Annotated in this window: 17 protein-coding genes and 5 pseudogenes; 10 read left to right on the top strand and 12 right to left on the bottom strand. The window is 66.5% G+C overall.

Going from position 1 to position 26,090, the window contains the following annotated elements; all coding sequences use genetic code 11:
• Positions 1 to 2: 2 nt before the first annotated feature.
• The 6 genes and pseudogenes from hda (at position 3) to panB (ending at position 4,574) form a co-directional block, all read left to right on the top strand.
• Positions 3 to 684, top strand: a pseudogene (hda, locus tag QC826_RS01430) (DnaA regulatory inactivator Hda).
• Positions 684 to 1,355 (top strand): HAD family hydrolase, encoded by a 672-nt coding sequence (locus QC826_RS01425; RefSeq protein ID WP_279766354.1) that lies wholly within the window; start codon positions 684 to 686, stop codon positions 1,353 to 1,355. Before hda ends, QC826_RS01425 begins: the two are co-directional and overlap by 1 nt.
• Positions 1,348 to 2,724 carry a polynucleotide adenylyltransferase PcnB gene (pcnB, locus tag QC826_RS01420; protein ID WP_279764084.1) on the top strand — a complete coding sequence of 459 codons (1,377 nt, stop codon included), beginning with the start codon at positions 1,348 to 1,350 and terminating at the stop codon, positions 2,722 to 2,724. Before QC826_RS01425 ends, pcnB begins: the two co-directional genes overlap by 8 nt.
• Positions 2,721 to 3,248: a 2-amino-4-hydroxy-6-hydroxymethyldihydropteridine diphosphokinase gene (gene folK / locus QC826_RS01415; protein ID WP_279764083.1), complete on the top strand. Its 528-nt coding sequence runs from the start codon at positions 2,721 to 2,723 to the stop codon at positions 3,246 to 3,248. The genes pcnB and folK overlap by 4 nt, the downstream gene beginning before the upstream one ends.
• Before the next feature lie 6 nt (positions 3,249 to 3,254).
• Positions 3,255 to 3,602 carry a DMT family protein gene (locus QC826_RS01410; RefSeq protein ID WP_093381961.1) on the top strand — a complete coding sequence of 116 codons (348 nt, stop codon included), beginning with the start codon at positions 3,255 to 3,257 and terminating at the stop codon, positions 3,600 to 3,602.
• Between the two features lie 120 nt (positions 3,603 to 3,722).
• Entirely contained in the window at positions 3,723 to 4,574 is an 852-nt protein-coding gene (panB, locus tag QC826_RS01405) for a 3-methyl-2-oxobutanoate hydroxymethyltransferase (protein WP_279764082.1), read from the top strand.
• A 136-nt stretch (positions 4,575 to 4,710) separates the two neighbouring features.
• Here panB and QC826_RS01400 read toward each other — a convergent pair whose 3' ends face one another.
• The 12 genes and pseudogenes from QC826_RS01400 to QC826_RS01340 all read right to left on the bottom strand — a co-directional run bounded on the left by QC826_RS01400 (position 4,711) and on the right by QC826_RS01340 (position 20,257).
• Entirely contained in the window at positions 4,711 to 6,075 is a 1,365-nt protein-coding gene (locus QC826_RS01400) for an aspartate aminotransferase family protein (protein WP_279764081.1), read from the bottom strand.
• A gap of 9 nt (positions 6,076 to 6,084) precedes the next feature.
• A complete protein-coding gene (locus tag QC826_RS01395; RefSeq protein WP_279764080.1) occupies positions 6,085 to 7,422 on the bottom strand; it encodes a glutamine synthetase family protein in 1,338 nt (445 codons plus the stop codon).
• 15 nt (positions 7,423 to 7,437) lie between these two features.
• Positions 7,438 to 8,790, bottom strand: coding sequence for a type III glutamate--ammonia ligase (gene glnT, locus QC826_RS01390; RefSeq protein ID WP_279764079.1), 1,353 nt, complete (start codon positions 8,788 to 8,790; stop codon positions 7,438 to 7,440).
• A gap of 128 nt (positions 8,791 to 8,918) precedes the next feature.
• On the bottom strand, positions 8,919 to 10,406 hold the full coding sequence (locus QC826_RS01385; RefSeq protein ID WP_279764078.1) for an aldehyde dehydrogenase: 1,488 nt from the start codon (positions 10,404 to 10,406) through the stop codon (positions 8,919 to 8,921).
• Positions 10,407 to 10,423: 17 nt separating this feature from the next.
• Positions 10,424 to 11,838, bottom strand: a pseudogene (locus tag QC826_RS31500) (DUF3138 family protein).
• 177 nt (positions 11,839 to 12,015) lie between these two features.
• A complete protein-coding gene (locus tag QC826_RS01370) occupies positions 12,016 to 12,858 on the bottom strand; it encodes an ABC transporter permease (RefSeq protein WP_279764076.1) in 843 nt (280 codons plus the stop codon).
• Positions 12,855 to 13,755, bottom strand: a pseudogene (locus tag QC826_RS01365) (ABC transporter permease subunit). The gene QC826_RS01370 and the pseudogene QC826_RS01365 overlap by 4 nt, the downstream one beginning before the upstream one ends.
• Positions 13,756 to 13,781: 26 nt before the next feature.
• Positions 13,782 to 14,924, bottom strand: coding sequence for an ABC transporter ATP-binding protein (locus tag QC826_RS01360; RefSeq protein WP_279764074.1), 1,143 nt, complete (start codon positions 14,922 to 14,924; stop codon positions 13,782 to 13,784).
• A gap of 84 nt (positions 14,925 to 15,008) precedes the next feature.
• A complete protein-coding gene (locus tag QC826_RS01355; RefSeq protein WP_099418346.1) occupies positions 15,009 to 16,106 on the bottom strand; it encodes a polyamine ABC transporter substrate-binding protein in 1,098 nt (365 codons plus the stop codon).
• Positions 16,107 to 16,445: 339 nt separating this feature from the next.
• Entirely contained in the window at positions 16,446 to 17,900 is a 1,455-nt protein-coding gene (locus QC826_RS01350) for an aspartate aminotransferase family protein (protein ID WP_279764073.1), read from the bottom strand.
• A gap of 104 nt (positions 17,901 to 18,004) precedes the next feature.
• A pseudogene (locus tag QC826_RS01345) lies at positions 18,005 to 19,376 on the bottom strand (glutamine synthetase family protein).
• 115 nt (positions 19,377 to 19,491) lie between these two features.
• A pseudogene (locus QC826_RS01340) lies at positions 19,492 to 20,257 on the bottom strand (gamma-glutamyl-gamma-aminobutyrate hydrolase family protein).
• A gap of 264 nt (positions 20,258 to 20,521) precedes the next feature.
• Between QC826_RS01340 and QC826_RS01335 the strand changes: the two are divergent.
• From QC826_RS01335 to gabD, 4 genes are all read left to right on the top strand, one after another.
• Positions 20,522 to 22,042, top strand: coding sequence for a PLP-dependent aminotransferase family protein (locus QC826_RS01335; RefSeq protein WP_279764072.1), 1,521 nt, complete (start codon positions 20,522 to 20,524; stop codon positions 22,040 to 22,042).
• Positions 22,042 to 23,214 carry an MFS transporter gene (locus QC826_RS01330; RefSeq protein ID WP_279764071.1) on the top strand — a complete coding sequence of 391 codons (1,173 nt, stop codon included), beginning with the start codon at positions 22,042 to 22,044 and terminating at the stop codon, positions 23,212 to 23,214. The genes QC826_RS01335 and QC826_RS01330 overlap by 1 nt, the downstream gene beginning before the upstream one ends.
• Before the next feature lie 84 nt (positions 23,215 to 23,298).
• Positions 23,299 to 24,582, top strand: coding sequence for a 4-aminobutyrate--2-oxoglutarate transaminase (locus QC826_RS01325; protein ID WP_279764070.1), 1,284 nt, complete (start codon positions 23,299 to 23,301; stop codon positions 24,580 to 24,582).
• Between the two features lie 22 nt (positions 24,583 to 24,604).
• Complete coding sequence (gene gabD, locus QC826_RS01320; protein WP_279764069.1) at positions 24,605 to 26,059, top strand: NADP-dependent succinate-semialdehyde dehydrogenase; 1,455 nt, start codon at positions 24,605 to 24,607, stop codon at positions 26,057 to 26,059.
• Positions 26,060 to 26,090 lie beyond the last annotated feature (31 nt).

Genomic DNA, 26,090 nt, shown 5'->3' with positions numbered 1-26,090 from the left:
CCATGAAACAACTGGTGCTCGATTTAGGCGCAGACCAGGCGCACAGCCTCGAATCGTTCGAGGTGGGACAAAACGCCGAGGCGACCCAGTTGATGGGCCAATTCGCCGCGCGCAGCTCGCGCGAACACTTCGCCTACCTGTGGGGCGAGGCCGGCGTCGGCAAGAGCCACCTGCTCAAGGCGCTGGCCGACACCACGCACGGCGACAAGACGGCGCGCTACATCTCGCCGTTCTCGATCGAATCGGAGTTCGTCTACGTGCCCGAGGTCGACCTGTACCTGCTCGACGACTGCGAAAAGCTGTCGCCGGTGGCGCAGATCGACGCCTTCGCCCTGTTCAACGAGATCCGCGCCAACGGCGCCTTCATGGTCTGCAGCGGCGCCGTGGCGCCGGCCGTGCTGCCGGTGCGCGACGGAGCTGCGCACGCGCATGGGCTGGGGCCTGATCTACCAGATCCACGGCCTGAGCGACGACGAGAAGGTGGCCGCCCTGAGCAGCGCCGCCGCCGCCCGCGGCTTGACGCTGTCGCCCGGCGTGTTACCCTACCTGCTGTCCCATTTTCGCCGCGACATGCGTTCGCTGTCGACCATGCTGGACTCGCTCGACCAGTATTCCCTTGAAACCCAACGTCCGATCACCCTGCCGCTGCTGCGCGAATGGCTGCAGGCGGAAGCGAAAGAATGATGAATCTCGCCCTATTTGACCTTGACCACACCCTGCTGCCGATCGACTCGGACCACGAGTGGGGCCAGTTCCTGGTGCGCATCGGCGCCGTCGACGGCGCCGAGTTCGCGCGCCGCAACGACGCCTTCTTCGCCCAGTACCAGGCCGGCACGCTCGACCCGGTCGAATACCTCGAGTTCTCGCTCGGCACCCTGGCGCGCTTCCCGCGCGCCGAACTCGACGCCATGCAGGCGCGCTTCATGGACGAGGTGATCCTGCCGGCCATCAAGCCGCAGGCGCGCGCCCTGCTGCAACGCCACGCCGACGCCGGCGACCTGGTCGCCATCGTCACCGCCACCAACCACTTCGTCACGGCGCCCATCGCCAAGGCGCTGGGGGTGGACCACCTGATCGCCGCCATGCCCGAGTTCGACGGCGCCGGCCGCCCCACCGGCAAGCTGCTCGGCACGCCGACCCAGGGCGCCGGCAAGGTCACCCACACGCGCGCCTGGCTGGCCGGTCTGGGCCACCGGCTCGAGGACTTCGGGACCAGCCACTTCTACAGCGACTCGCACAACGACCTGCCGCTGATGCGGCTGGTCAGCCACCCCGTCGCCACCAACCCCAACGCCGCGCTGAAAACGCACGCTTCAGCCCAAGGCTGGCCACTACTCGACCTATTCAATGATTAAGAAACTGATCCGCAAAATCCTGGGCACCAAAAACAAGGGCGGACGCGACGCCAACACCCCGGTGGTGCTCGGCCCGCAGGAGCACGGCATCGAGCCACGGCTGCTGTCGTCGAACGCGGTGCGCGTCACCAGCACCCTGCAGGAGGCCGGCTTCGAGGCCTTCGTGGTGGGCGGCGCGGTGCGCGACCTGCTGCTCGGCGTCAAGCCGAAGGACTTCGACATCGCCACCAACGCCACGCCGGAGCAGGTGCGCAAGCTGTTCCGCCGCGCCTTCATCATCGGCAAGCGCTTCCAGATCGTCCACGTCATGTTCGGCCAGGACCTGCTGGAGGTGACCACCTTCCGTGGCACCACCTCCGACTCGGCGCCCAAGGACGAGCACGGCCGCGTGCTGCGCGACAACACCTTCGGCTCGCAGGCCGAGGACGCGGTGCGGCGCGACTTCACCATCAACGCCATGTACTACAACCCGGCCAACGAGCAGGTGTTGGACTACCACGGCGGCGTCGAGGACATCCGCGGCAAGACCCTGCGCATCATCGGCCAGCCCGAGGCGCGCTTCCGCGAGGACCCGGTGCGCATGCTGCGCGTGGTGCGCTTCGCCGCCAAGCTCAAGTTCACCATCGAGCCGGCCACCGCCGCGCCGATCGCCGTCATGGCGCCGCTGATCAACAACGTGCCGGCCGCCCGCGTCTTCGACGAGATGCTCAAGCTGCTGATGAGCGGCCAGGCGCTGGCCTGCCTGCAACAGCTGCGCAAGGAAGGCCTGCACCACGGCCTGCTGCCGCTGCTCGACGTGGTGCTCGAGCAGCCGCTCGGCGTCAAGTTCGTCACCCTGGCGCTCGATTCGACCGACGCCCGCATCGCCGCCGGCAAGACCGTCTCGCCCGGCTTCCTGTTCGCCTCCCTGCTGTGGCACCAGGTGCTGGAGAAGTGGACCGCCTACCGCGCCGCCGGCGAGCTGCCGATCCCCGCGCTGCACTTCGCGGCCGACGACGTGCTCGACTCGCAGACCGAAAAACTGGCGCTGCAACGCAAGATCGGCTCCGACATGCGCGACATCTGGTCGATGCAGCCGCGCTTCGAGCGGCGCAACGGCAAGTCGCCGCACAAGCTGCTCGAGCACCCGCGCTTCCGCGCCGGCTACGACTTCCTGCTGCTGCGCTGCGGCTCCGGCGAGATCGACGCCGAGCTGGGCGAATGGTGGACCGCCTTCTACGAGGGCGACGAGGCCACCCGCGACGACCTGGTCGCCAACGTCGGCCGCGCCCCCGAGGGCGCCAAGAAGAAGCGCGCGCCACGCCGTGGCGGTCGCGGCAAGGCCGCCATCGTCGGCGGCACCGGCAATCCGGACGGCGAAGGCGAATGAAGGCAGGGTTTGATCCCGTCGCAGGCCCAGTGGCGGCGGCGGCGGACGTCGTCGTCGCCTACATCGGCATCGGCGCCAACCTGGGCGACGCCCGCGCCAACGTGGTCGACGCGCTGGCCCGCCTGGCGCGCCTGCCCGGCTGCACGCTGCAGGCCGCCTCCGGCCACTACCGCAGCGCCCCCATCGACTCCAGCGGCGACGACTACATCAACGCCGTCGCCCGCATCGCCACCACCTTGGACGCCGAGCAGCTGCTGCAGGCGCTGCACGGCATCGAGCAGGCGCACGGCCGCGAGCGGCCCTACCGCAACGCCCCGCGCACCCTGGATTTGGACCTGCTGCTGTACGGCGCGCAGCGCATTTCCAGCGCCACGCTGACGGTGCCGCATCCGCGCCTCGCCGAGCGCGCCTTCGTGCTGGTGCCGCTGCTGGCACTGGCGCCGCACATCGACATTCCCGGCCTCGGCCCGGCGCAAGGCTATCTGGCCGGCGTCGCCGACCAGGCCATCAGCCTCCTCGACTAAGCCAGTATGCAAATTCCTGTCATCGTCCAAACCGTCGGCCTGCTGACGCTGTCGAACGTGTTCATGACCATCGCCTGGTACGGCCACCTGAAAAGCCTGTCGAGCAAGGCCTGGTGGATCGCCGCCCTGATCAGCTGGGGCATCGCCCTGTTCGAATACATGCTGCAGGTGCCGGCCAACCGCATCGGCTACAGCCAGTACAGCCTGGCGCAGCTGAAGATCATGCAGGAGGCGATCACGCTGACCGTGTTCGTCCCCTTCGCCATGTTCTACATGAACCAACCCTTCAAGCTGGACTACGTCTGGGCCGGGCTGTGCCTGGTCGGCGCCGTCTACTTCATTTTCCGCAGCTAGGATAGCGAACCGGTCGGTTTGGCGCCCGCCGGCGGGCAAACCACAACAGGGCTACACTAGCGCCGTTAGCATTTTCTATTTTAAGGATTGACCATGTCTGCTTATTTGCAAGGCAACGAAATGGCGGCGAGCCAAAAGCCCGCCACCGCAACGACACCTGCGCCGGCCAAGCCGGTCGCGACCAAGGCTGTCACCGTCACCACGCTGGGCACGCTGCGCGCCGCAGGTGAAAAAATCACCATGCTGACCTGCTACGACGCCAGCTTCGCCTCGTTGATGGACCGCTGCGGCGTGGAAGTGCTGCTGATCGGCGACTCGCTCGGCATGGTCTGCAACGGCCACCACTCGACGCTGCCGGTCACCGTGGCCGAACTGGCCTACCACACCGCCGCCGTGGCGCGCGGCAGCAAGTCGGCCATGATCGTCGCCGACCTGCCCTTCGGCGCCTACGGCACGCCCGAGCAGGCCTTCGCCAACGCCGTGCAGATCATGCAGGCCGGCGCCCACATGATCAAAATCGAAGGCGGCGCCTGGCTGGCCGAAACCGTGCGCTTCCTCACCGAGCGCGCCGTGCCCATCTGCGCCCACATCGGCCTGACGCCGCAGTCGGTGCACCAGCTGGGCGGCTACAAGGTGCAGGGCAAGACCACCGAAAGCGCCGACCAGCTGAAGGCCGACGCGCTGGCCCTGCAGGCGGCCGGCGCCTCGATGGTGGTGCTGGAAGCGATCCCCTCGCAGCTGGGCAAGGAAGTCACCGAGCTGCTGACCATGCCGACCATCGGCATCGGCGCCGGCCCGGACTGCTCCGGCCAGGTGCTGGTGATGCACGACCTGCTGGGCGTCTTCCCGGGCCGCAAAGCGCGCTTCGTGAAGAACTTCATGGAAGGCCAGAGCAGCATCGACGCCGCCGTCGGCGCCTACGTCGCAGCGGTCAAGGACGGCAGCTTCCCGGCGCTCGAACACTGCTTCTAAGCACGGTGGCACTAGGCTGAGCGCCGCCCTACCCCGCAATGCGGCTGAAGGGGGTCAGACCCCGTACGGGGTCTGACGGGGACGCCGAGTCCCCGGTGGCCGGGGTGCGGGGTCAACGCTCAATCGAATACAGCCGCTACACCAACTCGCCCAAACAGTCGTCGAACACCGCCAGCAGCCGCGCCACATCCTCGGCGCCGGTCTGCGGACACACCAACAGCATGTTGTGGAAGGGCGTGATCAACAGCCCCCGGTTGAGCAGATACAGATGGATGATCTGCTCCAGCTCCCCATCCAGCATGGCGCCGGCCTCGCTGCCGTTGCGCGGCGCCGTGGCGCCGAACTGGAACTCGGTGCGCGCGCCAACCCGCGTCACGCACCAGGGCAAGCCATGCCGCGCGATGGCCGCGCGCAAGCCGTCGGCCAACCGCGCCGCCAACACGAACATGTGTGCGTAGGCCTGCTCCGTCATCACCTGCTCCAGATTGGCGCGCATCGCCGCCATGGCGAACATGTTCGCGCTCAAAGTGGTGCCGACGCCGGAATGGCCGGCCGGCGCCGCGCGCTTGGCCCGCTCCACCCGCCGCGCCACCTCCTCCGAAAAGCCGTACACCGCGCAGGGCACGCCGCCGGCTATCGGCTTGCCCAACACCAGCGCGTCCGGCGCCATGCCGTGCTCGCGCGCGTAGCCGCCCGGTCCGCTGCTGATGGTGTGCGTCTCGTCGATCACCAACAAGGTGCCGTGGCGCCGCAGGATCTGCTGCGCCGCCGCCCAATAGCCCGGCTGCGGCAGCACCATGCCGATGTTGGTCATCACCGGCTCGGCCAGCACGCAGGCGACGTCGCCGCCGGCCAGCGCCGCCTCCAACGCCGCCAGGTCGTTGAACTCGACGACGACGGTGTGCTCGGTCAGCGCGTACACCTGGCCCAGCAAACTATCGCGCTGCACCGGCAGGCCGTCGACCAGGTCGACAAACACGTCGTCGACGGTGCCGTGGTAGCAGCCGTTGAACACCAGGATCTTGTCGCGCCCGGTGGCGGCGCGCAGCCAGCGCAGCACGAAGCGGTTGGCGTCCGAGGCGGACAGGGCGAACTGCCAGAACGGCAGGCCGAAGCGGCGCGCCAGCTCGGCCGCCACCGGCGCCGCGTCCGGCGACGGCAGCATCGCCGTGTAGCCGCGCGTGGCCTGGCGCGCGATGGCCTGCGCCACCGGCGCCGGCGCGTGGCCGAACATGGCGCCGGTGTCGCCCAGGCAGAAGTCGATGTAGTCGTGGCCGTCGGCGTCGCTGAAGCGGGCGCCGCCGGCCTCGGCCACGGTCAAGGCGAACGGCGTCGACCAGTCCTTCATCCAGTGCATCGGCACGCCGAACAGCAGGTGCTCGGCGGCCTGCCCGGCCAGCGCCTTCGAGGCCGGATTGCGCGCCACGAAGGCGGCCAGCTCGCGCGCCGCCAGCGCCTGCGCGCGCGCCCAGTCGACGCCGTGTCTGATTGCTTGCGCCATGGCCGCCCCCTACACCAACAGCATCAGGTGCTCGCGCTCCCACGAGCTGATGACCCGGCTGTAGGTGGCGAATTCGAGTTCCTTCACCTCGCAGAAGGCCTGCACGAACAGCTCGCCGAGGATCTCGCCGAGCGGCTGGCACTCGCGCAGGCGGACGATGGCGTCCTCCAGGTTGCGCGGCAGTTGGTCGTGCACGTGTTCGGCGCTGTCGGCGGTCGGCTCGGACGGTGTCAGGCTGTCGCGCATGCCGAGGTAGCCGCAGGCCAGCGTGGCCGCCATCGCCAGGTAGGGATTGACGTCGACGCCGGGCACGCGGTTCTCCACCCGTCGATTCAGCGGCGCCGAATTGGGGATGCGGATGCCGCAGGTGCGGTTGTCGTAGCCCCAATGCACATTGGTCGGCGCCGACATGAAGCGCGACAGGCGGCGGTAGGAGTTGACGTGCGGCGCCAGCAGCAGCGTGGCCGGCGCCAGGTAGGTCTCCAGCCCGGCGATATAGTGGAAGAACAACGCGCTGGCGCCGCCGTCGGCGTTGCTGAAGATGTTGGCGCCGCTGGCCTTGTCCACCACGCTCTGGTGGATGTGCATGGCGCTGCCCGGCTCGGCCTCCATCGGCTTGGCCATGAAGGTGGCGAAGATGCCGTGGCGTAGCGCCGTCTCGCGCACCGCGCGCTTGAACAGGAAGACGCGGTCGGCCAGCTCCAGCGCGTCGCCGTGGCTGAAATTGATCTCCATCTGGCCGGCGCCGGCCTCGTGGATCAAGGTCTCCACGCCCAGCGAGTGCTGCTTGCAAAAGCTCGACAGCTCGAGGAAGAAGGGGTCGAAGTCGTTCACCGCGTCGATCGAATACGACTGCCGGCCCGACTCGGTCTTGCCGCTGCGGCCCAGCGGCGGCACCAGCGGCTCGTGCGGGTTGGCGCTGCGCGCCACCAGGTAGAACTCCATCTCGGGCGCCACCACCGGCTGCCAGCCGCGCTCCGCGTACAAGGCCAGCACCTTGCGCAGCACCGCGCGCGGCGACAGGCCGACCGGGCTGCCGTCGAAGTTCTGGCAGTCGTGGATCACCAGCGCGACCGACTCGGCCGCCCACGGCACCTGGCGCAGGGTGGCCAGGTCGGGCACGCAGATCATGTCCGGGTCGGTGGCGCCGACGTAGGGCAGGTTGTTGGGCTGCTCGCCGTTGACGGTGTTGAGCAGCACGCTCTTCGGCAGGCGCATCTCGCCCTCGCTGAGGAACAGGTCCTTCGGCAGTATCTTGCCCCGGGCGATACCGGTCATGTCGGCGATCACGCACTCCACCTCGTGGATATTGCGCTCGCGCAGAAAGTCGCGCATGGCTTGGCTCATCTTTACTCTCTTGGTTTAGAAGCGGTCCAGATAGCGCTTGGTTTCCCAGGCGCTGACGTGTTGGCTGTACTCGTTCCACTCGGCGCTTTTCAGCGCGGCGAACTCCGCCACCAAGGCCTTGCCCAGCGCGGCGGCCAGCACCTCGTCGGCCTTCAGCGCGGCGGCGGCCTCGCCCAGGTTCTGCGGCAGCATGTGCAGGCCCAGTTCGGCGCGCGCCGCGTCGGACAGCTCGTAGACGTCGTGGTTGACCGGCTCGCCCGGATCGAGCCGCTGCTCGATGCCGTCCAGGCCGGCGGCGATCACGCCGGCCAGCGCCAGGTAGGGATTGGCCGAGCTGTCGGGCAGGCGCCATTCGACGCGCTGGTAAACCACCCGCGCCACCGTGGTGCGGTTGTTGTCGCCGTAGCCGATGAAGGAAGGCGCCCAGCTGGTGCCGGACAACGAACGGCCGCACATCAAGCGCTTGTACGAATTGACGGTGGGCGCGCACAAGGCGGTCAAGGCCGGCGCGTGTAGCAGCAGGCCGGCCATGAAATGATACGCATTCCCAGACAAACCGAGTCCACGCGCATCATCTTCCGCAGCGAAAACCGGCTTGCCGTCGGCGTCCGCCAGCGACAGGTGGAAATGCAGGCCGCTGCCGGGCCGCTCGGCGAAGGGCTTGGGCATCATCGAGAACAGCAGGCCCTGCTCCTCGGCGATGTGCTGGGCCGCCATCTTGAACAGCATGAAGTTGTCGGCCGCCTTGAGCGCGTCGGCGTAGCGGTAGTTGACCTCGAACTGGCCAGTGGCGTCCTCGTGGTCGATCTGGAACACGCCCAGGCCGCAGGCGTCCAGCGAGGTGGTCAGCTTGTCGAGAAAGCCGCGCTGGCGCAGCAGGCTCTTGGTGTCGTAGGAGGGTTTTTCCAGCGTGTCGGCGGCCTCGGAGTCGTAGCCGTTCGGGCCTTTTTGCAGCAGGAAGAACTCCGGCTCCAGGCCGGCGTTCAAGGTCCAGCCGTGCGCCGCCAAACGCTCGACCTGGCGCCGCAGCACCTGGCGCGGACACAGCGCGAAGGGCTGGCCGGCGACATGCCCGTCCAGCACCACGCGGGCGTAGCCGGGCAGCCAGGGCATCGGTTGCAAGGTGCTCAGGTCGGCGCGGCCGTAGTACTCCGAGCGCGGCCCGTTGCGCGGCAGGCCGGTGCCCCAGATCGACGGGCCGGAAAAGCCGGCGCCGGGATGGACGATGTCGTCCAGATGGGCCAGCGGGATCAGCTTGCCCTTGGCCGCGCCGTGGATGTCGGTGAACTGCGCGAAGACATACTTGATGCCCTGCGCGGCCAGTTCGGACGGGTGGTCGGTCACCGTGCTTACTTCAGTTTTGTTCATGTTTTTCTGCCAGGTGCGGTTTTGGCTGCCAATTCGTCGATGCACTACCCCGCATGGCGGCTGAAAGGGGTCAGACCCCAAAGGGGTCTGACCCCGGCGTCCGGGGTGCGGGGTCAACGCTCAATCGACTAGCCGATCTGAATCCAGGTCGTCTTCAACTCGGTGTACTTATCGAAGGCGTGCAGCGACTTGTCGCGGCCGTTGCCGGACTGCTTGTAGCCGCCGAAGGGCACGGTGATGTCATCGCCGTCGTACTGGTTGACGTGCACCGTGCCGGCGCGCAGCGCCCGCGCCGTCTGGATCGCCTTGCTGATGTCGGAGGTCCACACCGCCGCCTGCAAACCGTAGGGCGTGGCGTTGGCCTGCCGCACCGCCTCGCGCACGTCGGTGAACGACAGCACCGACAGCACCGGCCCGAAGATCTCCTCGCGGGCGATGGTCATCGAGCTGTCGACCTGGTCGAACAAGGTCGGCTCGACGTAGAAGCCGCCGCTCTCGCCGCGCGCCTGGCGGCCGCCCGACAGCAGCTTGGCGCCATCGCTCTTGCCGGCCTCGATGTAGCCCATCACGGTTTTCAACTGGGTGGCGTCGACGATGGCGCCCATCACGGTGGCCTCGTCGAGCGGATCGCCGGGCTGGAAGTCCGGCATCATCGCCAGCGCCTTCTCCAGGAAGCGCTCCTTGATGGACTCCTCGACGAACAGGCGCGAGGGCGCGTTGCAGCTCTCGCCCTGGTTGAAGTAGATCGAGCCGATGGCCGAGGCCACCGCCGCGTCCAGGTCCGGGCAGTCGGCGCAGACGATGTTGGCAGACTTGCCGCCCAACTCGGTCCAGGCCCGCTTCAGGTTGGACTGGCCGGCCATTTGCAGGATCTGCTTGCCGGTGCGGGTCGAGCCGGTGAAGCCGATGCAGTCGACGTCCATGTGCAGCGCCAGCGCGGCGCCGGCCTCGTGGCCGAAACCGGGCAGCACGTTGAACACGCCGGGCGGAATGCCCGCCTCCAGCGCGATGTCGGCCAGCCGCAGCGCCGTCAGCGGCGACTTCTCCGACGGCTTGAGCACCACGCTGTTGCCGGCGGCCAGGGCCGGCGCGATCTTCCACGCCGCCATGATCATCGGGTAGTTCCACGGCACGATGGCGGCCACCACGCCGACCGGCTCGCGGGTGATCAGCGCCAGGCTGTTGGCGGCGGTCGGCGCGATCTCGTCGTAGATCTTGTCGATCGCCTCGCCGTACCAGCGCAGCGTGTTGGCCGTGGCGCCCACGTCGACGCTCTGGCTGTACTTGATCGGTTTGCCCATGTCCAGCGTTTCGAGCAGCGCCAACTCGGCGCCGTGCTGCTGCACCAGGTCGGCGAACTTGATCAGCACGCGCTTGCGCTGCGCCGGCGACTTGCCGGCCCAGCGGCCGTCGTCGAAGGCGGCGCGCGCGGCGGCCACCGCCGCGTCGACGTCGGCGCCGTCGCAGCGCGCCACCGCGCCAAGGTTGCGGCCGTCGATCGGCGACAGATTGTCGAAGCGCTGCTCCGATTTGGCCCACACGCGCTGGCCGCCGATGAAGGCGCGGCCGTCGATCTGCTGCGCGGCGGCGCGCCCATGCCATAAAGTTGTAGTCATACCCACCTCCAAAAATCTTAGAAACTGACCACGGTCGAGACACCGAGCACGTGGTTGTCGCGACGGTATTCGTCGTCCGAGGTCTTGAACACCTTGGCCGACGAGCGGTCGTAGCGGTACTCGCCCTTGACGTTCACGCCCGGCATCAGCGCGTAGTTCACGCCCAGCGACAGCGCGTAGCGGTTGCTGCCCACCGAAGGGTCGGCCACCACCCAGCCGCTGCCGTCGAAGACCATGCCGGAGCCGAAGCCGTTGCGGCCGTCCGGGCAGTTGGCGTCGGCGCCGGTGACGTCCTTGCAGACGCCGCCGAAGGTCGAGCCGAACACGCCGCCGCCGTTGCTCTTGTTGTTGATGTAGTCGAAGCGGCCGATGGTCTCGAAGCGCGGCGTGACCTTGTAGGCGGCCAGCGCGGACAGGCCCACCAGTGCGAACGCTCGCCGCTGTAGCCGTTGCTCGGCGTCGCCTTCTGCCGGCCGTAGGACAGCTGGCCCTGCGCGTTCCAGTCGCCACGGTTGAAGTAACCGTCCACCTCGACCAGATCGGTGCGGCCGAACTGCGCCTTGTCGTCGAAGCCGGAGTGGATGCCGGAGAAGCCGAAGCCGCTGAACTCGCCCTTGGCGTAGTCGACGCGGTAGAACAGGCCCGGCGTCTCCTGCTTGGCGGTGTCGATGCGCGAACGGTTCAGGTTCCCCAGCAGGATCTTGGTGTCCCACTGGCCGCGTACCAGTTCGACCCCGGCGCCGGTGTAGAAGTTCGCGGCGGAGAAGTCGAACAGCAGGTTGTGGGTGATCAGCTTGTTGCCGGTCGACGGGATCAGCTCATAGCCGGTCCAGTCGGCCCACTGGCCGCCGATCAGCCGCGTGTTCAGATCGCCCAGCGGCACCATCACCGTGGCCTCGTGCACCAGGCTGCCGAAGTTGTAGCCGGCGCCGGCGCCTTTGCTCGGCATCATGGACAGCTTGACCTTGGTGCCGCCCTCCAGCTCCTTCTCGAAGTTCAGCATGGCGCTGCCGAAGAAGGTGTTGTCGTAGCCGAAGCTCTCGCCGGAACCGTTGACCGAGCTGTTGTTGTTGAAGAAGACGAAGCTCGAGGTTTTGGCGTTGCGGTTGTAGATGTAGGTCGGGTCGACATAGCCGGAGATCTTCACACCCTTGAAGCCGCTGGCCTCGTTGGAATCCTCCAGCGCCTCGGTCTTGATGCGGATGCGGTTGAACTCGGCCACGTCGACGCCGTTCTCGGCCGCCTTGTCGGCCTTGGCGACGGCGGCCACAGCCTGCGTGTTGGCCTGGGCCGCCTTGGTGTTGGCGGCCTGCGCCTGGCTGTTGGCCAGCACGGCCTGGCCGCCGACCTTCTCGATCATCGCCTCCAGGCGCTTGACCTGGCTCTTCAAGGCGTCCAGCTCGGCCTTCAATTCCTTGGTGCTCTGCGCCATGGCGACGGCTGGGTAGGCGATGACGATGGCGACGACAATTTTCTTCAACAAGTGCATGACTAATCCCCTTTTTCTTGGTTCTTGATGCTTGATGGATGAATGCGGTACGGTGGGGTCAGTGCCGACATTCGGACATTCACGCGGTGAATGTCCGAATGTCGGCACTGACCCCGCTTGTTACTCGGCCTTGGCCGCCGCCTGCACCTGCTTCTGGCGCAGCCGTTCGTTGCGCGCCATCCAGATGCTGGAGGCGATCACGGCGACGGTCACCGCCAAAATCGTCAGCGCGGCGACGGCGTTGACGCGCGGGTCCAGACCCAGACGGGCGCGCGAGAAGATCACGATCGGCATCGTCGACGAACCGGGGCCGGACAGGAAGGCCGACAGCACCACGTCGTCCAGCGACAAGGTGAACGTCAGCAGCCAGGCCGAGGCCAAGGCCTGCGTGATGTTGGGCAGCGTGACCAGGAAGAACACCTGGTGCGGCTTGCAGCCCAGGTCCATCGCCGCCTCTTCCAGCGACTTGCTCATCTCCTGCAAACGCGACTGCACCACCACCGCCGCGTAGGCCATGCCGAGCAGGGTGTGGCCGAGCCAGATGGTCAGCATGCCGCGCTCGGGGAAACCGAACACCTTTTGCACCGACACCAGCATCAGCAGCAGCGACAGGCCGATAATCACCTCCGGCATCACCAGCGGCGCGCTGACCATGCCCGAGAACAGCGTGCGGCCGAAGAAGCGCTGGTAGCGGTTCAAGGTGAACGCGGCGAAGGTTCCCAGCACCACCGAGGCGCAGGCCGTCATGACGGCGATCTTGATCGACAGGCCGAAGCCGCTGATGATCTCGGTGTCGTTCATCAGCTCCATGTACCAGCGCACGGAGAAGCCGCTCCACACCATGTCCTGCCGCGAGCTGTTGAAGGAAAACACGATCAACACCAGGATGGGCAGGTAGAGGAAGACATAGCCGAGCGACAGCCAGCCACGGCCGAACCAACGTTGGATGAAGTTGCCGTTCATGCGCGTGCCTCCTGTTCCGCCTTGTACTTGTTGAAGATCGCCATCGGTACCAGGATCAGCAGGATCACCACCACCGTCACCGAGGAGGCCATCGGCCAGTCGTTGTTGGTGAAGAACTCGTCCCACAGCACATGGCCGATCATCAGCGTCTCAGGGCCACCGAGCAGCTCCGGAATCACGTATTCGCCGACCGCCGGAATGAACACCAGCATGGAGCCGGCGATGATGCCGGACTTCGACAGCGGCACGGTGATGCGCCAGAAGGTTTGCAGCGGCGTGGCGCCCAGGTCGGCGGCGGCTTCGAGGAAGCGCACGTCCATCTTCACCAGATTGGCGTACAGCGGCAGGATCATGAAGGGCAGATAGGCGTAGGTCATGCCGATCACCAGCGAGAACGGGGTGTTCATCATGTGCAGCGGCTCGCTGATGATGCCGACGCTAATCAACAGGTGGTTCAAGATCCCGTTGTTGGCCAGGATGCCCTTCCAGGCGTAGATGCGCAGCAGGAAGGAGGTCCAGAACGGCAGCATCACCATCATCATCAGCACCGGACGAATGGTCGGCCGCGAACGCGCCATGAAGTAGGCGAAGGGGTAGCCGATGGTCAGGCACAGCAAGGTGGTGATGGCGGCGTACTTGAGGGAGCTGAGGTAGGTCAGCACGTACAAGTCGTCCTGCAAGATGAACAGGTAGTTGGAGATCTTGACCTCTGAAGGTGATCACGCCGTCGACCAAGGTCATCAAGGTGCCGAAGGGGTTGCCGCCGGCGTCGGCCTCGGTGAAGCTGATGCGCGCGACGATCAGGAACGGCACCAGGAAGGCGCAGGCCAGCCAGGCGAAGGGCACGGCGATCACCAGCCGGCGGCCGGTGATCCAGCGCAGCTTGAGGAAATCCATGATGGATGATTTTTTCATGGCGGCGCTCAGCTGGTCAGGACCACGATGTCGGCGCCGTCCCACCAGGCGAAGACGCGCTGCTCGCGGTTCAGCTGGGTGCTCTGGTGGCGCGCCGCGTTGGTGCGCGAAACGCGCAGCACCATGCCGCTGTCGAGCGTGACGTGGTAGCTGGTCTCGTTGCCGAAGTAGGCCATCGCGGTGATCACGCCGGAGGCACAGTTGAAGCCCTGCTCGGCGGCACTGGCGCGCTGTTCCAGGGTCGGCGCCTCCAGCTGGATGCAGATTTTCTCCGGCCGCACCGCCACCGCCACCTCCATGCCCATGGTGCCGGTGATGCCGTGGTTGACGTAGTGGCGCCCTTCCGGCGACTCGATGATGACGTGGTCCGGCTCGTCGATCTTGACGTGGCCCTTGAACAGGTTGACGCTGCCGATGAAGTCGGCGACGAAGCGGCAGTTGGGCGTCTCGTAGATTTCGCCCGGCGCGCCGACCTGCAGGATGCGGCCCTCGCTCATCACGGCGATGCGGGTGGCCATGCTCATCGCCTCGTCCTGGTCGTGGGTGACCATCACGCAGGTCACACCGACCTGCTCGATGATGTTGACCAGTTCCATCTGGGTGCGCTCGCGCAGCTTCTTGTCGAGCGCGCCGAGCGGCTCGTCGAGCAGCAGCAGCTTGGGGCGCTTGGCGAGACTACGCGCCAGCGCCACACGCTGCTGCTGCCCGCCGGAGAGCTGGTGCGGCTTGCGCTTGCCGTAGGCGGTCAGCTGGACCAGGGCCAGCATCTGCGTCACGCGCACCGCCACCTCGTCGGCCGGCAGGCCGTCGCGGCGCAGGCCGAAGGCGATGTTGTCCCACACCGAAAGGTGCGGGAACAGCGCGTAGGACTGGAACATCATATTGATCGGCCGCTGGTAGGGCGGCACGTTGACCATGTCCTTGCCGGCCAGGGTGATCTGGCCCTCGGTCGGCGTTTCGAAGCCGGCCAGCATACGCAGCAGGGTCGACTTGCCGCAGCCGGAGCTGCCCAACAGGGCGAAGATTTCACCCTTGTTGATGGTGACGGAAATGTCGTCCACGGCGCGCACGCCGTCGAAGGCCTTGACCAGGTTGCGGATCAACAGAAAGGGTTGGCCGGCTTCGCTGGCCGGGCTTGTGGTTGTCGTCATAGTGGCACAGTAAAAAAGTAGGAAGAACGCAAAAACACATGCGGCGGCCCCGCCCGGCGCCATGCCGGACGGGAGAACGGGCGCTTACAGTCCGGTTTTGAACTTGGTGTAGACGCGGGTCATGACGCGGCGGATGTCGGAGCTGTACGGCTCGGGCACGGTCATGCGCTTCTTGTCTTCGTCACTGAGGTAGATGGTCTTGTTCTCGGCCAGGTCCTTGCGCACATACTTGAGCGCGGCGGCGTTCGGGTTGGCGTAGAAGACCTTGTTGGTCAAGCCGGCGTGCACCTCGGGCCGGGTGATGTAGTTGATCCACAGGTGGGCATTGTTCGGGTGCGGCGCGTCGGTCGGAATGGCCATGGTGTCGAACAGCAGGGTGGCGCTGGTCTTCGGCACCAAGGCTTCGATCTTGTTGCCGTTCTTGGCGTCGATGGCGCGCTGGCGGGCGATGTTGATATCGCCGGACCAACCGAGCGACAGGCACAGCGAACCGTTGGCCAGGTCGTTGATGTAGCCGGAGGAGCTGAACAGCGTGATGTTGGAGCGCACCGATTGCAGCAGGCGGCCGGCATCCTGGTAGTCGGAGGCGTTCTTCGAGTAGGCCGGCTTGCCGAGGTAGATCAGCGCCGCCGGCATGATTTCGGACGGCGAGTCGAGCACCGAGATGCCGCAGGATTTCAGCTTGGACGAGTACTTCGGATCGAACAGCAGGTCCCAGGCGTTGTCCGGCATCGGCATGCCGCCCAGCGTGGCCTTGACCTTGTCGACGTTGATGCCCAGCGTGGTAAAGCCCCACAGCCAGATCACCAGGTGCTTGTTGCCCGGGTCGAGCTTGGCGGCGATCAGCGATTGCAGTTGCGGGTCGAGGTTGGCCAGGTTGGGGATCTTGCTCTTGTCGAGTTCACGCAGCAGGCCGCCGTCGATCTGCAAACGCGCCCAGTTGGAGGAAGGGACCACGATGTCGTAGCCGGTTTTGCCGGCGGCCAGTTTGGCGTGCAGCACCTCGTTGCTGTCGAACAGATCGTAGCGGACCTTGATGCCGGTTTCCTTCTCGAAGTTCTTGATGGTGTCTTCGGCGATGTAGTCCGACCAGTTGTAGATGTTGAGGACTTTTTCTTCTTGGGCGCGGGCGGGGGCGGAGAGGAGTGCGGCGGCCGCGGTGGCGGCGAGGATGGTGGACATGCTGCGTTTGATGGCGTTGGCGCAGTGTCGCTTGAATTGCGAGCGGGCTTGCGGCATATGCTGCGTGCTTGGATTCGGCATCATCATTCTTGTTTCTCCCTATCGATACTGTGTGAGTAAGTGCATCTAAATTGTGCGATATCTTTTATTCGACATTACTTCTACATACCAGCAATAATCGTACCAATCCGTACCTAATCGAATCTGAATTCATCCTCCAACGCGATCTGAAATACGTTTTGAAACGCGCGCCCGGATGGTCTCCAAAATCCATGTACACCGCGTTTCAAAACCCATACTAAACCCATCATTCGACGAGTGGAAAAATATTCCAAAGCCTTACAGCCAGCCGCGTTCCTTCACGTCGGCATAGGTAAGGTCGAGGCAGTGGCGGATCAGCGCGACCATCTCGTCGATCTGCGCGCGCGTCATCACCAGCGGCGGCGCGATGATCATGCGGTCGCCGACGGCGCGCATGATCATGCCGTTGCTGAACATGTAGCCGCGGCAGATCATGCCGACCGCCAGCGCCGGATCGAACTCGACGTTGTCGTGCACCACGGCGGCCTTCGACCGCACCAGATTGAGGCCGGCGACGAAGCCGCAGCTGTCGGCGAAACCAACCAGAGGATGATCGGCCAGCGTGGCGAAGCGCTGCTTCAGATAAGGGCCGGTGTCGTTGGCGACGCGCTCGACCAACTTCTCTTCCTCGATGATGCGGATGTTCTCCAGCGCGGCGGCGCAGGCCACCGGATGGCCGGAGTAGGTGAAGCCGTGGTTGAAGTCGCCGCCTTTTTCGATCAGCACATCGGCCACGCGATCACCCACCAACACGCCGCCCAGCGGCACATAACCGGAGGTGACTCCTTTGGCGAAAGTGATCAGGTCCGGCTTGATGCCGAACAGCTCGGAGGCGAACCATTTGCCCAGCCGGCCGAAGCCGCAGATGACTTCGTCGGCGATCAACAGCACGCCGTACTTGTCGCAGATGCGCTGGATCTCGGGCCAGTAGCTGGCCGGCGGGATGATCACGCCGCCGGCGCCCTGCACCGGCTCGCCGATGAAGGCGGCGACTTTTTCCGGCCCCACTTCGAGGATCTTTTCCTCCAGCCAGGAGGCCGCCTTGATGCCGAACTCCTGCTCCGTCATGCCGCGACCGGACTCCAGATAGTTCGGCTGGCCGATGTGGACGATGCCGGGAATCGGCAGGCCGCCCTGCTCGTGCATGCCGCTCATGCCGCCCAGCGAGGCGCCGGCCACGGTGCTGCCGTGGTAGGCGTTGTGGCGGCTGATGATGGTGTGGCGCTCCTTGTAGCCGAGCAGGTCCCAATAGCGGCGCACCATGCGCAGATTGGTGTCGTTGCCTTCCGAGCCGGAGCCGGTGAAGAACACGTGCTTGAACTGCGGCGGCGAAATCTCGCACAGTTTGGTGGCCAACTGCACCGCCGGCAGGTTGGTGGTGTTGAAGAAGCTGTTGTAGAAGGGCAGAGTCTCCATCTGCCGATACACCGCCTCGGAGATGCTGGTGCGGCCGTAGCCGACGTTGACACACCACAGGCCCGACATCCCGTCGAGCACCTTCTTGCCCTGCGAGTCCCACACGTAGATGCCCTCGCCGCGCACCATCACGCGGGCGCCCTGCTCGCCCAGCACCTTGGTGTCGGTGAACGGATGCATATAGTGGGCCGTGTCCATCTGCTGGATCGCGGCGGTGTCGAACAACTCGGGACGGGCGGCGGCGCTTTTTACCGACGCGACTAAGGCGGCGCTGGGCGCCAATGGGTTTGCGGACATGATGATTCCTAGCTCAAAAAATCAATCGGTAAGTGGTGTCTCGGTCGGACTTCCAGCAACGGCGGGCGGTCTGCCGCAGAACGGCAGCCGCGCGCGCCTTGGTCTTACACGTGCAGCAGCAAGTGCTCGCGTTCCCACGGGCTGATGACGGTCATGAACTCCTGGTGCTCCAGGCTCCTTGATCGCCGAGTAGACGTCGATGAAACGCTCGCCCAGAATGCTGCGCAGCTTGTCCTCGGCGCGCAGCGCCTGCAGCGCTTCCGGCAGGCCCTGCGGCAGTTCGAACTTCAGGTCGTAGGCGCTGCCCTCGGTGATCGGGGTCGGCTCCAGCGCCTCGACCATGCCGAGGTAGCCGCAGGCCAGCGTGACGGCCAACGCCAGATACGGATTGGCGTCGGCGCCGATGATGCGGTTCTCGATGCGGCGGTCCTGCACGCCCGACTCGGGCACGCGGAAGCCGACGGTGCGGTTGTCCATGCCCCACTGGATGTTGATCGGCGCGGCGGTGTGGCGCACGATGCGGCGGTAGGAGTTCACATACGGCGCGACGATCGCCATCGCCGACGGCATGTAGCGCTGCAGGCCGCCGATGTAGTGCTTGAAGATCGGCGCGGCCGAACCGTCCGGCGCGCTGAAGATGTTCAGGCCGGTCTTGGCGTCGACCACGCTCTGGTGCACGTGCATCGCCGAACCCGGCTCGCCGGCCATCGGCTTGGCCATGAAGGTGGCGTACATGTCGTGCTTGAGCGCCGCCTCGCGCAGCGTGCGCTTGAAGAAGAACACCTTGTCGGCCAGGCCCAGCGGGTCGCCGTGCAGGAAGTTGATCTCCATCTGGCCGGCGCCGATCTCGTGGATCAGCGTGTCGACGTCGAGGTTCATCAGGTCGCAATAGTCGTAGATGTCCTCGAACAGCGGATCGAACTCGTTGACGGCGTCGATGCTGTAGACCTGGCGGCTGGTTTCGGCGCGGCCGCTGCGGCCGATCGGCGGTTTCAAGGGCAGATCGGGGTCGGTGTTCTTGGCGGTCAGGTAGAACTCCAACTCGGGCGCCACCACCGGGCGCCAGCCCTTGTCGGCGTACAGCTTGAGCACGCGGCGCAGCACCGAGCGGGGGGCGAAGTCGACCAGGCGGCCGTCGGCAAAGTAGCAGTCGTGGATCACCTGCGCGGTCGGGTCGGTGGCCCAGGGCACCATGGTGATGGTGGTCGGGTCGGCCTTCAGGATCATGTCGCGGTCGGTGCTGGAAATGGCGCGGTCGTAGCCGCCGTCCTCGGTCGGGTAGTTGCCGGTCACGGTCATGCCCAACACCGCCTCGGGAATGCGCATGCCGCGCTCCTGGGTGAATTTGCCGCGCGGTAGAATTTTGCCGCGCGCGACACCGGTCAAGTCGGGCACCAGGCATTCAATCTCGGTGACGCGCTTCTCGTTCAGCCACAGGTCCATATCGGTGTAGGTAAAGTTTTCGCGGATAGCCATGCATCTCTCTCGTTTATCTTATTCTGACGCGCCGCCGGAGGCGATGCGCTTCTCACTTCTGTTCTATGCGGACAGCGGCACTAAGGAACCCGCCGCGCCCACTGCTCGTAGGTCTTCATGCGCCTCTCCCTGATTTGCTTTGATAATTCCGGCACGCTTGGCCGAATGCGAGGAACAACTTGATTGAGTCGGGGTTCTGCGCCAGCTGCCACTCAGGGTGCCATTGCACCGCCAGCGTGAAGCCGGCCGCGTCGGCGACGCGGTAGGCTTCCACCAGGCCGTCGCCGGCGCGCGCCTCGACCGCTAGGCCGGGCGCCAGCGTGGCGATGCCCTGGCCGTGCAGCGAATTGACCATGATCTCGCTGGCGCCGCCGAGGATGCGCGACAGCGCGCCGTCCGCTTCCAGCAGCACGCGGTGCGCGGCGGCGTACTGCTGCTCCAGCGTGTGGTGTTTGTTTTCGCGGTGGTCGTGCATGCCCGCCACCGCGTGCACCGCCTGGTGCAGCGTGCCGCCCAGCGCCACGTTCACCTCCTGGAAGCCACGGCAGATCGCCAGCAACGGCAGGCCGCGCTTGAGCGCCGCGCGGATCAGCGGCAAGGTGGTGGCGTCGCGCGCCGGGTCCCTGCGGCAGGCTCGGGTCGAGCACGTCCTGGCCGTACAAGCCGGCGTGGACGTTGGACGGCGAGCCGGTCAGCATGATGCCGGCGGCGATGTCGAGCAACGCCTCCAGGTCGGTCGCCGCGCCCAGCGCCGGCACGATCAGCGGCATGCAGTGGGCGCCGCTGGCCACCGCGTCCACATACTTCAGCTGCGCGGTGTGGTAGGGATGGCTGCCGATCTGGTTGATGCAGGCGGGGACGAGGACGATTGGGCTAGGCATGATGTTCTTGTGTCAGTGTGGCTGTTTTGCGATCCATTGGGCTCTGGTGAACCTTGATTTCGCCGGGCGCCTAGGGCCACTCGGCGAGCTTTACATGAACGGGAACGACGACTGCTGATTTTCAACGCTGCTTCCACCACAGCTAACTTAGCATTTAACTTAGCATTTTTTCCATTAAGCTTGAAACTTGATTCATCATAAGCCAGATTTGGTATCATAGTCAGTGCCACTTGTACCGTATCGATGGAACCACTTTCAAAAACTATGTCTCCCGCCTCCGATCTGCTCGCCCACACTTTGGCCCAGGCCGACTTCCATCCGCGCCTGCCGCAGCAGCGCCGCCTGTACGAGGCGGCGAAGGCGGCGATCCATCAACAGCAGCTCGGCGCGGGGAACAAACTGCCGTCCAGCCGTGATCTGGCGCGCGATCTGGGCATCGCCCGCAACACGGTGATCGCCGCCTTCGAGCAGCTGGCGGCCGAGGGTTATGTGACCAGCGCGCTGGGCAGCGGCACCTATGTGGCCGATTTGCAGGCGCATTCGGCCAGCATGCGCGGCGTTGGGTCCGCGCAACAGTCGGCCAACACGGCGGCGCTGGCGACGGCCAAGGGCGGCGCCAGCGCGCCCTTGTCGCGCCGGGGCGAGGAGCTGACCGCCTTCGCCGCCGGGCCGCGCTACGAGATCCAACCGTTCGCGCCGGGCGACGCCGACTTCTCCTCCTTCCCCTTCAAGCTGTGGCAGCGGCTGCAAAACCGCATCTGGCGCGAGGCGCGCGCCGACCTGCTCGACTACGGCCAGTCCGGCGGCTACCTGCCGCTGCGCCAGGCCATCACCGAATACCTGCGCATCTCGCGCTCGGTCAAGGTGTCGGTCGAACAGGTGATGATCACCGCCGGCACCCAGCAGTCGCTCGACCTGTGCGCCCAGCTGCTGGCCGACGTGGGCGACACCGCCTGGGTCGAGGACCCGTGCTACTGGGGCGCGCGCCGCGTGTTCCAGGCGCGCGACCTGACGCTGCACCCGATCACCGTCGACAGCGACGGCATGGCGCTGGACGAGGACGAACTGGCCACCTCGCCACGGCTGATCTACGTCACGCCGTCGCACCAATACCCGACCGGAGCCGTCATGAGCCTGGCGCGCCGGCGCGAGCTGCTCGACGTCGCCGTGCGCAAGAACGCCTGGATACTCGAGGACGACTACGACAGCGAGTTCCGCTACACCGGCCGGCCGCTGGCCGCGCTGCAGGGGCTGGACACCGACGACCGCGTGCTCTACATGGGCACCTTCTCCAAGGTGCTCTACCCCGGCATCAAGGTCGGCTACCTGGTGGTGCCGCCGGCGCTGATCGCGCCGTTCAAGAGCGCGCTGTACGACCTGCAGCGGCCCGGCCAGCTGATGGTGCAGGCGGCGCTGGCCGACTTCATCGCGCTGGGCCACTTCACCACCCACATCCGCAAGATCCGCCAGACCTACGGCGCGCGGCGCGAGCTGCTGCGCCGCACGCTGGTGGCGCAACTGGGGCCCCAGCTGAGCCAGAGCGTGACCATCTCCAGCGAGGAGTCCGGCCTGCACCTGGTGGTCGAGCTGCCCGACCGGGTCGACGACGTGGCGCTGGAGAAGCTGGCGGCCGAATCGGGCATCCAGGTCAAGGCGCTGTCGACCTACTACCTGGCGCCGCCGGTGCGCCGTGGCCTGCTGGTCGGCTACGCCTACGTCACGCCGGAGAAGGTGGTCTACTACGGCCGCCTGCTGGCCGCCGTGATCCAGTCGGGGGTGCGCTGATGCGGAGCATGCCGTGGAAGGACTTCTTCGCGCTGGCGATCAGCATCGGCGTGGTCGGCCTGGGCCTGGGAGCGACCACGCCGCTGACCGCATTGACATTGGACCAGCGCGGCGTGGGCACCGACATCATCGGCCTGATCACCGCCGCCAGCGCCATCGGCATCCTCGCCTCGGCGCCCTTCGTGGCGCGGCTGGTGGCGCGCTTCGGGCCGCGCGGCGGCATGCTGCTGTCGGTGTGGGCGGCGGCGCTGTCCACAGCGCTGATGGAGGTCACCGACAACCTGACCTTGTGGGCGCTGCTGCGCTTCGTCTTCGGCGCGGCCATGGGCGTGCTGTTCACCATCGGCGAGGCCTGGGTCAACCGCCTCGCGCCGGGCAATTCGCGCGGCAAGGTGGTGGCCATGTACACCACCAGCTTCACGTTGTTCCAGCTGGTCGGGCCGGCGCTGGTGGCCGCCTTCGAAAGCAAAATCGACTTGCCCTTCGCCGCCTGCGGCGCCATGTTCCTGCTGGCCCTGCCCGGACTGGGCCTGATCGCCAACGCCGACACCGGCCACGAGGACGATCCCCACGTCGCCTGGCAGCTGGTGCTGCCGCGCATGCCGATGATCGTCGCCGGCGCCGCCTTCTTCGCCCTGTTCGACACGCTGGCCCTGAGCCTGCTGCCGCTGTACGCGCTGCGCCACGGTATTCCGACCGAGCTGGCGCTGCTGTCGGCCACCGTGGTGCTGGTGGGCGACACGGCGCTGCAGTTCCCGCTCGGCTGGCTGGCCGACCGTGTCGGCCGCGCCCGCGTGCACACCGGCTGCGGCGTGGTGGTCTGCCTGCTGCTGCCCGTCCTGCCCTTCGCGGCCGGCACGCCGTGGCTGTGGTGGACGCTGCTGCTGTTGCTGGGCGCGGCCGCCGGCGGCACCTATATGCTGGCCCTGGTGGCCTGCGGCGAACGCTTCCACGGCCAGTCGCTGGTGGCCGCCAGCGCGGTGGTCAACGCCAGCTGGGGCATCACCAGCAGCGGCGGGCCGATGCTGACCGGCGTGTTGATGCAAACCGTCGGCATCAACGCGCTGCCGGCCGTGCTGTGGGTCGGCGGCGCGCTGTTCCTGGCCAGCGCCTGGTGGGAGCGGCGCAAGGGTTTCAACCTGCCGGCGAATGAAGTGGCCCCACCGATATGATGATTGTGGCCCTATTCATGGTTCCGTTGTGGGGTGTAGTATCAAAAACACTCCACGACCAACCTGCCGATACGGACCGCGACCATGACCAATACCGAACTCCAGCAACGTAAAGACGCCGCCACCCCGCGCGGCGTGGGTGTGATGTGCCAGTTCTACGCCGAGCGCGCGCTGAATGGCGAAATCTGGGACGTCGAGGGCCGCCGCTACATCGACTTCGCCGCCGGCATCGCCGTGCTCAACACCGGCCACCGCCATCCGAAGATCGTCGCCGCCATCGAGCAACAGCTGGCCAAGTTCACCCACACCTGCTACCAAGTGGTGCCCTACGCCAGCTACGTCGAGCTGGCCGAGCGCATCAACCAACTCACGCCGGGCACGCACGCCAAGAAGACCGCCTTCTTCTCCAGCGGCGCCGAGGCGGTCGAGAACGCCATCAAGATCGCCCGCGCCGCCACCGGCCGCAGCGCGGTGATCGCCTTCTCCGGCGCCTTCCACGGCCGCACCATGATGGGCATGGCGCTGACCGGCAAGGTGGCGCCGTACAAGATCGGCTTCGGTCCCTTCCCCACCGAGGTCTACCACGCGCCCTTCCCCGTGCCGCTGCACGGCGTCGACACGGCCGACTCGCTGGCGGCCTTGCAGACGCTGTTCAAATGCGACGTCGACCCGCAGCGCGTCGCCGCCATCATCCTCGAGCCGGTGCAGGGCGAAGGCGGCTTCTACGCCGCGCCGCAGGACTTCATGCGCGCCCTGCGCGCGCTGTGCGACCAGCACGGCATTCTGCTGATCGCCGACGAGATCCAGACCGGCTTCGCCCGCACCGGCAAGCTGTTCGCCATGCAGCACTACGACGTGCTGCCCGACCTGATGACCATCGCCAAAAGCCTGGCCGGCGGCATGCCGCTGTCGGCCGTCTGCGGCCGCGCCGAGATCATGGACGCGCCGGCACCCGGCGGCCTGGGCGGCACCTACGCCGGCAACCCGCTGGCCATCGCGGCGGCGCTCGCGGTGATCGACATCATCGAGGACGAACAGCTGTGCGCCCGCGCCGGCGTGCTGGGCGACCGCCTCAAGGAGCGCCTGCACGGTTTGCGCGGCGCCGTGCCGCAGATCGCCGAAGTGCGCGGCATGGGCGGCATGATCGCGGTAGAATTCACCAAGCCCGGAACGCACGAGGCGGACATGGCCTTCACCAAGCAGGTGCAAACGCTGGCGCTGCAACAAGGCCTGCTGCTGCTGACTTGCGGCGTGTATGGCAATGTGATCCGCTTCCTGTTCCCCCTGACGATCAGCGACGCGCTGATGGACGAGGCGCTCGCCATTCTGGAGTCGGCCATGCGCGCCAGCGCCACCGCCCACATCTAGTCCACCATTTGAAGAGGTAGCCATGCTGAACCTGAAAGATCCAACGCTGCTGCGCCAGCAGTGCCATATCGACGGCAAATGGCTCGACGCCGACGACGCCAGCACGGTAGCCGTGACCAACCCGGCCACCGGCGCGACCATCGGCACCATTCCGCACATGGGCGCGGCCGAGACCAAGCGCGCCATCGAGGCGGCCAACGCGGCCTGGCCGGCGTGGCGCAAAAAGTCGGCCAAGGACCGCGCCGCCATCCTGCGCAAATGGAACGACCTGATGCTGGAGAACGCCGACGATCTGGCGCTGATCATGACGGCCGAGCAGGGCAAGCCGCTGGCCGAGGCCAAGGGCGAGATCGTCTACGCCGCCTCCTTCATCGAATGGTTCGCCGAAGAGGGCAAGCGGATCAGCGGCGACACCATGCAGTCGCCGTGGCCGGACCGCCGCATCGTCGTCACCAAGGAGCCGATCGGCGTGTGCGCCGCCATCACGCCGTGGAACTTCCCCGCCGCGATGATCACCCGCAAAGTCGGCCCGGCGCTGGCCGCCGGCTGCCCGATCATCGTCAAGCCGGCCGAGCTGACGCCGTTCTCGGCGCTGGCGCTGGCCGTGCTGGCCGATCGCGCCGGCATGCCGGCCGGCGTGTTCAACGTGGTCACCGGCTCGTCGCGCGCCATCGGCGGCGAGATGACCAGCAACCCCATCGTGCGCAAGCTGAGCTTCACCGGCTCGACCCAGGTGGGCCGTTTGCTGATGGAGCAGTGCGCGCCGACGATCAAGAAGCTGTCGCTGGAACTGGGCGGCAACGCGCCCTTCATCGTCTTCGACGACGCCGACCTGGACGCGGCGGTGGAAGGCGCCATCGCCTCCAAGTACCGCAACGCCGGCCAGACCTGCGTCTGCGCCAACCGCCTGTATGTGCAGGACGGCGTGTACGAGGCCTTCGCCGCCAAGCTGGTGGCGGCGGTGGCCAAGCTGAAGGTCGGCGACGGCCAGGAGCCGGGCGTGACGCAAGGCCCGCTGATCGAAGAGAAGGCGGTGTTGAAGGTGGAGGAGCACGTCGCCGACGCGCTGGCCAAGGGCGGCCGTCTACTGGCCGGCGGCAAGCGCCACGCGCTGGGGCATAGCTTCTTCCAGCCGACCATCGTCGCCGACGTGACGTCGGACATGCTGGTGGCGCGCGAGGAGACCTTCGGTCCGCTGGCGCCGCTGTTCCGCTTCAAGACCGACGACGAGGTGCTGGCCATGGCCAACGACACCGAGTTCGGCCTGGCCGCCTACTTCTACTCGCGCGACATCGGCCGCATCTGGCGCGTGGCGGAGGGGCTGGAGAGCGGCATGGTGGGAGTGAACACCGGCTTGATCTCGAACGAGATCGCGCCGTTTGGTGGAGTCAAGCAGTCGGGCCTGGGACGCGAAGGTTCCAAGTACGGCATCGAGGACTACCTGGTCATCAAGTACATCTGCATGGGTGGGATTTAGGGTCAGACCCTAGGGTCTGACCCTGCTTCGG

Origin of the sequence: Rugamonas sp. DEMB1 (assembly GCF_029834475.1) — a bacterium.
GTDB classification, from domain to species: domain Bacteria; phylum Pseudomonadota; class Gammaproteobacteria; order Burkholderiales; family Burkholderiaceae_D; genus Rugamonas; species Rugamonas rubra.
Note: the sequence above shows the minus strand (reverse complement) of the source record. Positions and strands in the feature narration are given on the sequence as shown.

Bases quoted from the DNA above. Each gene is read 5' to 3' on its own strand.
- QC826_RS01425 (WP_279766354.1), top strand. From the start codon at position 684: ATGAATCTCGCCCTATTTGACCTTGACCACACCCTGCTGCCGATCGAC.
- pcnB (WP_279764084.1), top strand. From the start codon at position 1,348: ATGATTAAGAAACTGATCCGCAAAATCCTGGGCACCAAAAACAAGGGC.
- folK (WP_279764083.1), top strand. From the start codon at position 2,721: ATGAAGGCAGGGTTTGATCCCGTCGCAGGCCCAGTGGCGGCGGCGGCG.
- QC826_RS01410 (WP_093381961.1), top strand. From the start codon at position 3,255: ATGCAAATTCCTGTCATCGTCCAAACCGTCGGCCTGCTGACGCTGTCG.
- panB (WP_279764082.1), top strand. From the start codon at position 3,723: ATGGCGGCGAGCCAAAAGCCCGCCACCGCAACGACACCTGCGCCGGCC.
- QC826_RS01400 (WP_279764081.1), bottom strand. From the start codon at position 6,075: ATGGCGCAAGCAATCAGACACGGCGTCGACTGGGCGCGCGCGCAGGCG.
- QC826_RS01395 (WP_279764080.1), bottom strand. From the start codon at position 7,422: ATGAGCCAAGCCATGCGCGACTTTCTGCGCGAGCGCAATATCCACGAG.
- glnT (WP_279764079.1), bottom strand. From the start codon at position 8,790: ATGAACAAAACTGAAGTAAGCACGGTGACCGACCACCCGTCCGAACTG.
- QC826_RS01385 (WP_279764078.1), bottom strand. From the start codon at position 10,406: ATGACTACAACTTTATGGCATGGGCGCGCCGCCGCGCAGCAGATCGAC.
- QC826_RS01370 (WP_279764076.1), bottom strand. From the start codon at position 12,858: ATGAACGGCAACTTCATCCAACGTTGGTTCGGCCGTGGCTGGCTGTCG.
- QC826_RS01360 (WP_279764074.1), bottom strand. From the start codon at position 14,924: ATGACGACAACCACAAGCCCGGCCAGCGAAGCCGGCCAACCCTTTCTG.
- QC826_RS01355 (WP_099418346.1), bottom strand. From the start codon at position 16,106: ATGTCCACCATCCTCGCCGCCACCGCGGCCGCCGCACTCCTCTCCGCC.
- QC826_RS01350 (WP_279764073.1), bottom strand. From the start codon at position 17,900: ATGTCCGCAAACCCATTGGCGCCCAGCGCCGCCTTAGTCGCGTCGGTA.
- QC826_RS01335 (WP_279764072.1), top strand. From the start codon at position 20,522: ATGTCTCCCGCCTCCGATCTGCTCGCCCACACTTTGGCCCAGGCCGAC.
- QC826_RS01330 (WP_279764071.1), top strand. From the start codon at position 22,042: ATGCGGAGCATGCCGTGGAAGGACTTCTTCGCGCTGGCGATCAGCATC.
- QC826_RS01325 (WP_279764070.1), top strand. From the start codon at position 23,299: ATGACCAATACCGAACTCCAGCAACGTAAAGACGCCGCCACCCCGCGC.
- gabD (WP_279764069.1), top strand. From the start codon at position 24,605: ATGCTGAACCTGAAAGATCCAACGCTGCTGCGCCAGCAGTGCCATATC.